The organism is Streptomyces sp. NPDC052012, from assembly GCF_040689265.1.
GTDB lineage: Bacteria > Actinomycetota > Actinomycetes > Streptomycetales > Streptomycetaceae > Streptomyces.
In genome coordinates this window covers 1-13,263 of the sequence record NZ_JBFAXA010000031.1, presented here as the reverse complement: position 1 = coordinate 13,263, position 13,263 = coordinate 1, and the positions used below count along the sequence as shown (strand labels likewise).

Genomic DNA, 13,263 nt, shown 5'->3' with positions numbered 1-13,263 from the left:
CCACACGCAGCTGCGCCGGCATCTGTGGGCGAAGAAGCATCAAACGCAAGCGGCCCGCGCCACCGGCCAGCTCATCGACGCCGCCAGCGGCACGCTGACCCGAGTCGCATTCGACAACCGCGTCGTGGGGGCCAATCCTCCTTTCCGCCGCCGAAGAGCAACAACCGCTCCCGACCCAAGCGATGAGACGGCCCCTCCCCCGCTTCCCTCACAGCCGAGTCCAGGGCACCGGGACAAGCCTCCCAACGTCCCCTTCACACGCCCGTGGCATCAAAGCCGCTCACTGCGCGACCCTGCACGCAGGACAGAGCGTCAGTCGGCTTCGCTGCAGGCTGGCAACGACATAACTCTTCGTCTGCAGCGAGCGTCCCCCGTATTCTGGACGGGATATGACGGAACAGCCCTTCTGGCCTGCTGTCAGGACCGCGCGGGAGGCAGGCCCAAGGTGATGACCGACTACAACGTCAGCGACCACTGGTCCGCTGACGACCCCGATTGGTTGAAGTCCCTGGTCTCCTCACTTGACCGTCGCCACGGCGTCAGCACCGTTCTGCCCCTGACCGTGGTCGCAGAGGAGGTCCTGGAGTGGCTGGAGCTTGCCAGCGGCATCGAAGCCTGGAAGAACGGCGCCAACCGAAGGTCACTGAGACGCGACTTCGATCAGTCCATCGGTGCACTCGGGGTATCGCTTCGAACGCGCATCGCCCCATCACTCGCACAGTTCCAAACCACCTTCTCGCGGCTCGACCGCAGCCCCGCATCGGTCCTGGAGCAACCACCAGGCACCCGCACCGACGCCGCATGGACCGACGTCACCACGGCAGCAACGGATCTTCTCGACGCACTGGGCTCGGATGCAGCCGCCCGCGCCAGCTGGGATGACCTCGTGGCCGCGGCCCGGGACCGCACGCTGAACGGCCGGGAGTACCGCCCGATCGCTGAACTGCTCTTCGACCAGCTGCGCTGGCGCGGCCTCGACGCGGAGCGGACCTTCCGCGATCTCGTCTCGATGTTGGCCTATGGTCGCGATCCTCACGACACCCCCTTCGGCCACAAGAACGTGCCGCTGACGGAGAGGATCTCGAGAGCCCGAACTCACGTCAGCACTCCGGCCGAAGTCGAACGGATCGTGGTGTGGCTCGGCTACCAAGGCAGCCAGGCTTTCCCGCAGATGTCCGCTGGGCGGGTGTCCTTCATGAATGCCCATTGGGCGGTGCCCAATGCCGCGCCCGGGCGTCAGGACTTCGAGCACAGGGCAGAGCTTTGGGAACTAGTGAAGGACGGCGACCTGTTCCAGGTCGCAAAGCAGGTCGATGAAGAGTCGGACGTGGACTTCCTGGTCCGCGTCGACCTTGGCAGAACCACGGCAGCCGGGGCGCTGAACCGTGCGCTTCGCATGGTGGAAACGATCCTTAGCGTCTCGATCCACAACTCTGGTGGGATTCGGCCGCACCTTGCCCAGCACGGCATCCTGCGCTCCGGTCAGGTCGCCACTCTCACTCTCATGGTCTCCCGGCGTGAGGCGGGCTTCCCCGACGATCACTACGGCGCGGGCATCACCGCGAGAGCGATCGAGGAACACGGGCCGCGCATCGCCTCGGCTCTGGTAAAGGGAGAGCTTCCCCGTTTCCTCACGGCGGCACTCGAAGTGCAGAAAACTGCCGACCATCCATTCAGCCGCGACATGGCACTGCGCAAGCCCTCCGAAGCGGACATCACCAGCGTGATCCCCCTCACGGACCGGGTGGTGCAACACGTCGCTGCGCACGCAGCGCTCGCTCCCAACGATCTATTTCGTCTCCTGGGCAGGCGCTGGCCCCATGCGCGGTGGCTTTTCGATGTGCGGCAAGCCGTTCACCTGTGCCTGCTCCACCGCGGATACCGAAACGAACTGCGCAACGAGTTGTCACGCGAGTGGCTCGCGAACCAACCGTCGCGCCCATGGATTCTGTTCGTCGCTGACCGATCTGGCGATCTGCTCTCGCTCTGCCGCATCGAGTCGGAGCGCGCGTGGATCAAGCGAATGCTCGCCAGTGTGAGCGACTACACCGAGTACCGCGCCCTCATTGATTACTACACCGCCGAAGGTGCCGTACTGGAGGCCAGACGTCGTCGTGTCCGGAATGCATTGGTGCACGGCAACCCCACCAGCTTCGCGATAGTTGACTCGGTGCGCGAGTACGCCAAGTTCCTGAGCGGCACCGCACTCAACCTCGGTCTCGAGTCCTATATCGAGGGCACGGTGCCCGCCGCCACACTCTCGAAGCGGACTGACGAGTTCAACGCGATGCAGGCAGGTCAGGACGCCGCCAGCTACTGGCGGGATCAACTCGCCGCCAGAGCTGGAACGGATGCGGACTCGTCGTAGGCAGTGCTCTCCCGCTCGATGGCGCCCCCGCGCCCGAGGTGCGTGCGGACCTGCACGCGGCCAGCATGCGGCTGCTCACCCGGCTCCACGCCCACCTGGAGGGTGCGCTGCGGCTGGGTGAGCAGGAACTGACCCCGGCTGTGTCACGTGTTGGGGTTCTATGAGGCCATCTACCTCATCGGCGTCTTCTCCCGGCGCCACAACTTGCTCGCCCAGGCAGATGCGCGCACCACTCTGGATCAGCTGACCGCGGCGGTTCCGACTTATGTGCTGGACGACATCGCCGAGCAGATGGGGCTCGCCGAAGCGACTTTCGCGCCGTTGCGTCGGCTGCCGGACGAGCAGCGGGTGTGCGGGCCGGTGTTCGCCGGCAGCAGTGATCTCGGCGGGGCCGACGCAGACTCATCGTGGGCGGGGTGCTGATCGACTGCAAGGCCACCATCCGCCCCCGCACGATCCCCCGCTCCGCGATCCAGCAGCTCGCCGGATACCTGCTGCTCGACTACGACGACATGTACGCCATCGATCGGCTTGGCCTCTACATGTCCCGCCCCGGCCCCCTGATCTCGTGGGACGTCCCGGACTTCCTCGACGCTTTGGGCGCCCGCCTTCCTCTGCTCCGGTTGGTCTCAGCTGCGCGGCCACCTTCGCCAGGCACAACGCTCGGCACCGACAGCTTGAACCTGGCACCCACCGCACACCTGGACAAGGGCATCGGTCCGGGCTCACCTCTGGGTGTTCCCGCGCGGGGATCGGACTGGTGCCGACGCGCGCGGGGAACGGCTTGGGGGGCGGGATGCTGGGGTCAGGAGGCGAACCATTTGGCGTCGTCGGCTACATCGGCCAGGTAGGCGTCCGCGCCGCTGCGTGCCGCCTTGTCTGCTGCGAGCACGAAGGTCATGGGGTAGTCGAACGGGGACTCGAGGATGTTGGCGGCTGTCTCGGGGGTGAGGCGGACCGACATGGCCGTTACCTGGGGTTGGGGCCCGTGTGCTTTGAACGCGGTCAGAGTTTCTGGCGTGGGGGTATGGGCCATGCGCGCGGTCAGTGCCAGGTGAGCGGGCCATGCTGCCGTTCCATAGGGGGCCATGTCGGCCAGCGTGGCGTCGGACAAGGGGCGCAGCTCTTGTTCGTGCACTGTGCATCCGGGGTGGGTGACGTAGTGGGCTACGGCAAGAGTGGTGCACGGAGCGAAGAGAGCGGCCGTGGAGAGGACGGCCGGGGACAGGCGGCGTGCGAATGTGGCGCCCAGTCGGCTTGAGCTCATGAGCAGGGCGTGGCGCGCCTCCTCGGGTAGGCCTCGCAGGGCTTCGTCGATGTGGGGCAGGTAGGCGGAGACGACGGCTTCGTCGGCGATGGCAAGGAGCCCCAATGCCCAGGTAGCGCGGGAAAGCGGATCAGTGTGGGCGGTGAACTGCTCGCGCCACCAGGCAGGAGTAGTGCGATGGCGGCGCAGTTCCTGCAGCAGGCGACCGTAGTCGGGCTCAGGTCCCAGGGGCTGCGATCCCGCGGTGATGTCGCCGCCAGTGGTGAAGGCGGTGGCTGCAGCGCCGATCACGGTGATTTCTGCGGCCAGCCAGCACGGCCCCAGCAGGGCGCTGACAGCCCGGGCCGCGTTGCCCCAGGGTGAGGTGGTGCGCTTTTGGCCCTTGCGGAAGGCAAGAGCGGTCTGCAACGTGTCAAAGCGCGGGTCGCGGTCTTTCAGCCGGGTCAACGCTGCCTGCCGCTGCTGGGCACGTAGGTCGGGATCGCGGTGGCCGACCGCCTCTAGGAGCGAGGGAACGGAGTCGCTGGCCGCCATGCGCAGGAAGTTCTGCGGGCGGAGGATGCGCAGGAGGTCAGCGGGGTAGCTAGGGGCGGGACAACTGGATTCACTGGCGTGGCCGTTGAGGATTGCCTGGACGAGTCGCTGTTCGTGGCGGGAGCCGGACGTTGGGGCCAGGCCGGCGTGCAGAGCTGCGGCGGCCGTGGTGTCGTCGGCGAGGGTCAGGTGCTCGAGGTCGGACTCGGCGAGCTGGGCGGCGCAGTGGAACGGAGTACCGATGGTCAGCCAGGCCGCCTCTTGGTTGGTGCCCAGGGCCGCCTGCATGCACGGGTACCACCAAGCGAGGAAGGCCTGGGCGTCGTCCAGGAGGAGTACGGCCAGCTGCAGGCGTTCGGCGGCCGCCGGCGAGTTGGGGGCGCTTGCTACCTGCTGCAGGAACTGCTCGGCCAGGTGCTGGGCCCCGCGGTCGGCGGTGGGCAGAGGCAGGTCGTCGTTGGTGGTCAGTTCGTGGTGGATGAAGCGGATGCTGAGATCGTCCAGGAACAGCTCGGCAGCGCGCCGCTGGGTGCGGGAACGGCCGCTGAAGACGCCGTCGGCCAGCAGGACCCAGGCGGACAGCCGTAGTTGACGCGGGCGGCTGCCGTCGTCTCGCTCTTCCTCCAGGGTTTCGACCAGCCCCGCCAGTTCATTGGGTTTGGCGAATCCTGCGAAGAATCGGCTGGTGTTGAGCCAGTAGCCTCTGCGCACCAGTTCACGCAGGACTTCGGCCCGGTCGAAGCTACGCTGATCGGCGCCGGCAAACTCGTACAGGTAGCGGGCGGCGAAGTACTCCCTCAGCGGCTGCACATCGAACTCGAAGGTGCCCTGTGCCTTGCTGGTCAGCGCCCACACGCGGTCGGTGACGGCGGTGAAGAGGTCATCGACCAGCGTGACGTTCTTGTCGACGCTGAACAGATAGTTCAAGATCGCACGCTGGAGTTCGCGGGTCGGCAGCTGGCCGTTGCCGCCGTCCCTTTCGGCGCGGCTTTGCAGATGCCATCCCAGGTAGGCGGTGACCTCTTCGAGGTCGGTGCGATGTTCATCGACCGCGGCGGTTTTCTCCGCCTCCCGGTCGAGGAAGGTCTCCATGTAGGAGGTGTAGAGGTCGGTGCGGTTGGCGGGCACCGAGTTGCCCCGCTTGTGCAGCAGATACAGCAGGATGGTCAGCTGCATGGGGTTGTCGGCGAGCTGGGATATGTGCGGTTCCGCGGAACGCTGGCGGAAGATCCGTTCCAGCGTGCGGTGCTCTTTGTCGGGGATGGATCGCGCCCGCGCCCATTTGTGCAGGTAGGTGATGCTCAGCGTCTCATTGAGCCGGTTCAGGGCGATCGTCTCGAAGCGCTCTGGACTGGGTTCGGCCAGTCCCGCCACGTTGGGGCGGGTCGTGACGATGACCTGGGCGCGGAAGGCGGTGCGCAGCCGGGCGGTGAAGCGGTCGATCTCGTCGACAACGCGCTGACGGGTTTCGGGGCGTGCGACCTCGTCCAGGCCGTCGAGGACGACCAGGACGGGCAGGCGTTCGAGGATGTCATTGACCGTGGCGACGGTGGCGGGCAGGCCTCCGCTGCGGGCGGCGAACAGGTGTGCCATGAAGGCTTCCAAGGAGCCTTGCTTGCGCAGCGTGGGGCGGGCAGGACGGTCCTCGTCGTTGAAGGGATCGCTCCCGGCCAACCACGAGGCGTAGTCGCGCAGGTCAATCCTCACCGGTAGGCGGGGATCGGTGAGGGGGGCTCGGCCCAGGAACGAGGGGGGGTTGGCCGTGACCTGTTCATCGCAGAGGTAGGCGGCACGGTGCAGCTGGCACAGGTACTGGCCAAGGGTCGACTTCCCCTGTCCGGGCTCGCCTCGCACCAGGGTAAACGGCTGGCTCGCGGTCAGCAGGTAGTCGACCGCTCCGCCGAGTTCGTCGCTCTCCAGTTGCTCGAAGCGGGCCCGGCGCACAGCCGCCGGCTTCGCCACGCGCTGGGCTTCGACGTCGATGAACAAGTCCCCCAGATGGTGGGAGGTCAGCTCGACCTGCTTGAACTTGACTTTGGCGTCCTCGTCCCACTGGGCGGCAATAACCTTCATCGCCAGCGTGCGCAGGGCATGGTCGTGCGCGGCCTGTCCAGCCCCGTCGATCAGATAGCGCACCAGGTCCTGGCCCGCGAGCATGTCCGAGTACGCCCACTTCAGCTCGGTGGGCGCGGCATCCACGCGTGCATCGATGTCAGCACGCCACCAGATATGGATGGGGATGCCGAACTGGGCGCTGTGTTTGGCCAAGACCACATCCATGGAGTCCATGGAGCCGCGCTGCGGAACGGCCGTCCCGGCCACCGACGTCAGCAGGTAGTAGGCCTCGGCACCTTCCTTCACCAGGCGGCGGATGTTGCTCGCCTCGCCGTTGATCGCCGCATTCAGCCACGCGACCGGGTTCTGCTGGGGTTTGCTGGTCCACTTGACCTGGTAGACGGCCAGTCGGCCGCCGTCACTGCGGGTGGCGTCGCGGCCGCCGTCGGAGTGCCCGACCGGGTAACAGCGCACATCGCTCAGGGCATGAGCGAGTAGGGCGTTGCACAGTCGCTGGAATGTCTTCTCCCCCAACCGCTCGTAGAGGTATCGCCCTTCCGTCGCCACCGCTCCCTGCCCCGCTAGCCTGCCCAACGCCCCGCCTCTCCCCGATCTTGATGATGAGCGCTGCCCACTGTATGGCGCCCCACTGACAGCGCCACGCTCTTGCGGCACAGGCCCCCTGCCAGCAGGGGGCCACGGTGCCCAGGGCCAACCACTCCGGCCTGCCCACTGCTGGTGACTACGATCCGACGACGAGGTCAGATCCGTCTCAGCGCCGAACAGGTCCCGTGCTAACCGTCCATGCAGGTCACACACCAGCTGATGGCCCTGGAGCGCAGGGCTTCTGCGTCGCGGCCCTCACCACTCGCGCGGGTAAGAGCGAATCGGGCGAAGAGCGATGCGATGGAGGCGGTCCTGCGGGTGACACCCCTTCCCGGGGAAACGACGTGGTCTTTTCTGCACCGGGTGGCGTCCGCCTACCGGCTGCAGGTAACCGACCTGACGGCGTGGTGGCGGTGGGTAAATCCCGTGCATCACAGGCATGGTGTGCGTCCCGACGGTGAGGTGCTCCTCGACGCAGTGGCGCAGGGGCAGTTGGCCAGGTGGTGCCATGTGCCGGCAGGCCATCTCGCGCGGGCGTTGCCGTCCTGGACGGCAGGACCGACGCAGCTGGCCGGCGGTGGCGGGGACCGGCAGGGGTGGGCGAGGTGGCGGTCGGGAGCTTCGCAGTGGGGGCCGGTGGTGTTCGGCTGCAGGCTGTGCGCGGCCCGGCGTGGCAGCGGTGGAGCGCCGGTCTGGGCGTACCGACCGCAGTGGCGGCGGCTGTGTGCGCGGCACAGCCGGTACCTGCTGGAGGTGGGCGAAGGTCATCCGCTGGAGTTCATCGATGCCGGGGATCTGGTGATCGAGCTGATCCGGGCGCAACGTCAGTGGGACCGGGTGGAGCGGACAGGGCAGGCGGCCGACGCGGCGCCTCGTGAGGTGTTCGGGCTAGCGCGTGCGGTGGTGTGCAGGTGGTGGGGGCAGGAGGAGTTCTGGGAGCGGGAGACGCTATGGGGGCCGCGCGTAGAGCAGCTGGTGGCGGCTACGCGCCGGTGGTGTCCGGATCCGGCGGGCTGGGGCGTTGAGCAGTGGCGGCTGCTGGTGCGGGACGTGGTGATATTCCCGGAGGTCGTCGCTGTGGCGCAAGCTCTGGTGGACCCGCGGATGCAGCAGCTGGCCGCTGAGAACCGTGCGGGTGCTCTGATCCGCGGCTGGGGTAGCGGTGAACGGTTTGCTGCCGCTTTGGGTAAGCGGCTGGGAAGGGAGTGGCTGGTTGAGCTGGAAGCGGACGGCCATGGCGGGCCGTTGGCGTTCTGGGCTCACGCGGTGGTCCGTGAGCAGCGCCGCCCGGCGGGGTCGATGGCGCAACAGAGGCGGTATGGGCTGTGGTGGGTGCACAGCGCGCACCGGCCGGTGGAAGTAGGAATGGGCCTGCGCCGGCCGGCAGCCCCTCCGAGCGCAGGTCCTGGCGCACGTGGGGGTTCCGGTGCGGCAGGACATGGCGAACCGGCGGCGCAAGGAGACTGGCGGGCAGAGTTGAGGGTGCCGCGGCGGGCCGGGCTAGGCCGGGGCTTGGAGCAGCGGCATGCACGGTTGTTCGCCGAAGGGCTCGAGCAGGCTCGTCTTCATGTGGAACGGTTCGGGCATCTGGCCGTCCCGCACACCGATGGCGGGGTGCAGGAGGGATTTGATCTCGGGCGGTGGCTGGCCAACCGACGTGCCGATGCGACGTCACTGACCATGGAACAGGCGGAGCAGCTTCGACGCCTGGATGCGTGGTGGAACCCACCCTGGCCCGTCGACTGGCAGCGTGCCTGGTACCGGGCCCGCGCCCACGTACACGAGCAGGGGCCAGTACACGGCGGCGACAACCTGGCCGGGCTGCCGCGTTGGCTTCAGCGGTGGCTGCGCCACCAGATCACCCACTACGAACGACTGCACGAGGGTCAGCAGGTGCTGCTGACCGAGCTCGGTCTGACTGCGGGCGAGGTCGAACGGTTCCACGCCTGGCCCGGACGGCGGCGTCCGACCGCCGATGGCCTGACTGTCGCCCGTGCTTATGCCGCCCGTCACGGCCACCTCGCCGTGTCCCGGCCCCTCATCGTCGACGGCTTCGCGCTGGGCACCTGGCTCAGCAGTCAGCGTCAACGCCAGCGCAGCCTCGGCCGGCCCACCAGGCTGGGCCACCATCTGACGGCCCTGGACGCATGGTGGAACCCGCCCTGGTCAGTGGCCTGGCAGCGTATGTGGTGGGCCTGCCGCCACCACCTGACCGGGCTCCCTGACGGTCTTGAATGGTGGGCCGCCGCACCGAATGGTGAGCACGCCGCCGCCTGGCTGCGCGAGCAGAGTGCGCGACGACCGCTGCTGCAGCCGCGGCAGCAGTCCCTGGTCGATGAGCTGCTGTCGCTGGCCGGCGAAGTGCCGGTGTGGCAGCCGCGGATCAGCGACGCCGCCTGGCGGACCCTGTCCGCAGTGCTGCCCCAGCAGTCGCACACCGGCGGCCGCCCCCGCAGCGAACGGCAGATCCTGGAGGCCATCGTCCACATCGCGTGCACCAGGCAGGCATGGACGCGTCTTCCACCAGCCCTCGGCCCCTTCCAGGCCTGTCGGCTCCGCTTTCTCCGCTGGCGCGACGACGGCACCCTCCAGCGCATCTGCCGCGCTGTGCTCCCTGAACAGGACGCCATCTGGCAGCAACAGCTGGCCGCCTACATCGACTTGTCTGCATGAAGAGATCCGTAACTGCGTGCGCCAAGGACGCGGTGTGCGCTCCGATGGCAGGTGCTCCGGTACTCCTCTTGCGCGCGGTGACTCTCGGGTGCAGGCATCGGTCCGGTCACGGGCATTCCTCCAGTCGGCGTCCGGCGTCGGCTGCGCCGACCGGCAGTCCGCATGACACGTTGTCACTATGCTGCGGTGCCAGGGACCGGTCCAGAGGGGGGATGTCGGGGATGCAGGATCCGGGCCGTCTTCCGGCGCCCGACGACACGGGTTCCGCGAACGAGGAGCGCTTCGTCTATCAGGCGCAGGCCGCCCTCCGCGCTGTGCTGGAGATGCTGGCGGGCGGCGGAGTACTCCATGTGACGTGTGAGCATTTCGAGGATGTCCTGGTCGCCCGGAACCACGGCACGGTGCCGGGCGAAGGGGCACTGTGGGACTTCCAGCAAATCAAGTCCCGTGAGCTTCAGAAGAATTGGACCTTGTCCGACGTGCTCAGGAGAAAGGCTCTGGCGAGCCTTCTGCGCACTCATCGGGTCTTGAGAGAGCACCAGGACCTGACATACGTCCTGACGGTCGGTGTGGAGGGCGTGCTGAGCTCCGACGCTGATGTGCGCGCCGTCGCACAGGGGCGGGGAGGTGACAGCGCAGAGCGGCTGGACAGGATCGCCAGGTACCTCGGTGCAGACGCTGCCGAGACTGCGGAGTTTCTGCGGCTGGTTCGCATCGAGGAGCTGCCGGACCGTTACGAGCTGGAGCGCCGCAACCGCGATGTGCTCTTCGATCTGGCCCCGCATCTTCGGGTCGGAGAAGCCGAGGCTTTGCACGCGGATCTCCTCAACCGGGTCAGGCTCGCGATGGGTGGACGTCTGGGGCCGCGTTGGCAGGCGCTGGTGACGCAGCTCGATGTACCGGAGAAGGTCCTACGCAAGCGCCTGACGCCGCAGAAACTCCGCGACGTCGCGCTGCGCCTGGACCGCCCGGACCTGGCCGACTACGTGCGCGCGAGCCGGCGCGCAGCACAAGTACATCCCTACTCCGGGGCCGAGTCGCCGGGCATGCCGACGCTGAGTTCCGTCTACGTGCCTCAGCGCCTGCACCGGATCGCACCTGAGAGCGGTCAGCCGAGCGGCAGTGGGGCAGGTCCGTCTCCTGGCGATGTCGCAGACGCCGCAGCGCTCTCGGGGCACGCGCCCGTGTGTCTGGTGCTTGCCGGCCCGGGTGGCGGGAAGTCCAGCCTCCTTCGCGCTGTGCAAGCCGACTCGGCCGAGCGCTGGCCGACCCCCGATGGCCAGGGGCTGCTCGGGGTGATGGTGCCGGCCACGGCGCTGCTCGGCTCTCCCCTGCCGAGTGCTCTGGCGGCAGCGGCAACCAGACAGCTGGCCGCATTCGCACTGCAGCGGACGCTGTCCGACGAGCTCTTTCTCAACAGGCCTGCTCCAGGCGCCTTCTGGCTCGTGCTGGTCGACGGACTCGATGAGATCACCGACCGGGACGACAGGCAGGACCTCCTGCGCACTCTGACGAACTTCGCCGCCGAGCCCGACCCCGTGTACCGGTTCGTCGTGGCCAGCCGACCGCTTCCCGAGAAGGAACTCCGTGTCCTGGGCCCTTGCGTGCCCCGCTACCAACTGGTGCCCTTCTCCCGCAGCGACCTGTCCGAGGCGGCCCAGCGCATCCTGGACGGCTTGGGTGTACCCGACTCCCGGAACGCGGCACGCCGGTTCGTCCGTGTGCTGGACGACGCACACCTCACCGATTTCGCCCGCACTCCGCTCATGGCCACGATGTTGTGCCAGCTGTATGCCGCAGATCCCGGGCAGTCGCTGCCGGACACCCGCGGGGCCCTGTACGCGAAGTTCACCGACCTGCTGCACCGCCATATGAGCGGCAGGGACCAGTCGGGCGTCCGGAGCCAGGCCGAGGCCGCCCTTAGGCGTTTCGGCCCCACGGCCATGTCGCGGGCCCATGACCTGCTCGATCACCTGCCGGAGACGATCGACAGCCTGGCGTTCGGCCATCACAGCGGCAGCGCAGCGTCCTGGGCCGGCGCACTGGCCGCCCTGGATGGCGCCCGGCGCCCGCACGCCGTTCCAGAAGACGACTGGAAAGAATTCCTGGCCTCGGTCCTTGGGCGCAGCGGGCTTCTCACGCTCAACGGGGACGGTTTCGCCTTCCTCCACCAGACCCTCCAGGAGTACTGCGCTGCACGCCACCTCGCACGCGACCCCTCATCCCATGCCCGGGAACTCAACCAGCTGCTCGGCCCTTGGAAGGAAGATGGAGGAACAAACCCGTGGGGTGCACCGCTGAACACCGCCTCCTACATCGGGTTCCTCATCGACCCCGGGACCGCCCCGCCCAACGATCCCGCCCCCTGCCTCGAGGCGCTGGCGGTGCCCGACAACATCCGCGGGTGCCTGCTGATCGCTACCCTGCTGTCCCTGGGAACCCTGCTCGCCGATAAGTGGAAACCACTGGTCCAAGCGGCCGCTCAGGCCATGGCAACAGCGAGCGCAGATCCCGACAGCGAGGCCACTGCACGCGTCTGGGCGGCGAGTGTGCTGGCAGAACTGGACCTGCAGCAGGGCACCACTGCGTTGGAGACGCTGGCGGACGATCAAAGTCTGGACGATGAGTTCAACGATGACCCTCACAGCCCAGGCTTCAGCTGCCGTCTCCTCGCTACCAGATGGCTGCTGGAGCTGGACCGGCCGCGGGGGGAAGAGGCCTGCTACCGACTCGTCCACGATCCCCACTTGTACGGCTCCGTCCGGGTACGGGCTGCTGAAGTATTCCTGTCTTCCGGCGACGAACGCGCCTGCCGCGCCCTGGAACACCTGGCCGGAGCGGCGGACCTCCCCTTCGACGACCGCCTCGACGCGGCAAGGCGGCTCGCACCCCTGGCCCCTGAAGCGGCCGTTCACTCACTGCACACACTGATCGAGGACTACCGGGGTGATCCGGACTGGCTCGACTGGTGCATTGCCGCCGCCCAGGCGCTGGACGATCTGGGAGACCGGCGCGGTCGGCAGATCACTGACGAGCTCTCAACCGGTCTCTGACACCACCCGCACCGGCCCTGAGACCACCGCACCCCGCTCAGAATGATCAATAGATAGACGAGGGGTTCCTGGGCATCCGGACTCCGCTCGCCGCGCTATGGGCGGCTTGGGTGCCGCGATTCGGTCCCGCCGAGCCGCAGCGGGCCGGACGATGAGCGCGGCGAACAGCTCTGGCGCGATCGCGCCCTTGGCGTCCGCCAGAGACTGCAGCTGGGCAGGACCCTGGTGCCAGGTGTCGCTCCGCTGTCATCTGCGGAACAGGTCATAGCCAGGCGTTGCGGGCAGCCGGGAGGGTGGGCCGGGGCTTGGCCCAGCAGTGGCTCCGGATCGATAGAGCAACGCCATCTAACCCCCGACACTGGCAACGACGTTCGACGTGAGCAGAGATGATGCCAGGCACCAGATTCCTGTCGGGGTCTGTTGCAGAGTCCTGCTGGCTTCCCGCCCCGTTCTTCGCTGCCACCGTGGACACTCGATCACTTGCACCGGCGGCCCGGTGAAGCTGCGCAGCATTCGCTCCATGTGAGCAACGCAGCCCCCGCCAACTAACAGGGTGAAAAACGCAGGCCAACGGCTCTATAGACGAGCTGACCTACGGCCATCTCAAGCCGTCTGCACCATGTCCTCACAGAGCGATCCGCTCTCCAAAGTGAGCAAGGCCCAGCTCAGAGAACCTTGCCCTGCTCACCTTCAAGCGAGCCGCAACA

General features: G+C 67.7%; 5 protein-coding genes. 4 read left to right on the top strand and 1 reads right to left on the bottom strand.

Annotated elements, in window-relative coordinates:
• Window positions 1-448 precede the first annotated feature (448 nt).
• Both AB0412_RS32045 and AB0412_RS32040 read left to right on the top strand, forming a co-directional pair.
• Window positions 449-2,368 (top strand): hypothetical protein, encoded by a 1,920-nt coding sequence (locus AB0412_RS32045; RefSeq protein ID WP_366406108.1) that lies wholly within the window; start codon window positions 449-451, stop codon window positions 2,366-2,368.
• Window positions 2,369-2,515: 147 nt separating this feature from the next.
• Window positions 2,516-2,791 (top strand): hypothetical protein, encoded by a 276-nt coding sequence (locus tag AB0412_RS32040; protein ID WP_366406107.1) that lies wholly within the window; start codon window positions 2,516-2,518, stop codon window positions 2,789-2,791.
• 382 nt (window positions 2,792-3,173) lie between these two features.
• Here the strand turns inward: AB0412_RS32040 and AB0412_RS32035 are convergent, their stop codons facing one another.
• Window positions 3,174-6,791: a hypothetical protein gene (locus AB0412_RS32035; protein ID WP_366406106.1), complete on the bottom strand. Its 3,618-nt coding sequence runs from the start codon at window positions 6,789-6,791 to the stop codon at window positions 3,174-3,176.
• A gap of 792 nt (window positions 6,792-7,583) precedes the next feature.
• Here AB0412_RS32035 and AB0412_RS32030 point away from each other — a divergent pair.
• Both AB0412_RS32030 and AB0412_RS32025 read left to right on the top strand, forming a co-directional pair.
• The gene (locus AB0412_RS32030; protein WP_366406105.1) at window positions 7,584-9,503 is read left to right on the top strand and encodes a Helicase associated domain protein; all 1,920 of its coding nucleotides are present in this window, start codon (window positions 7,584-7,586) and stop codon (window positions 9,501-9,503) included.
• A gap of 221 nt (window positions 9,504-9,724) precedes the next feature.
• A complete protein-coding gene (locus AB0412_RS32025) occupies window positions 9,725-12,556 on the top strand; it encodes a dsDNA nuclease domain-containing protein (protein ID WP_366406104.1) in 2,832 nt (943 codons plus the stop codon).
• Window positions 12,557-13,263 lie beyond the last annotated feature (707 nt).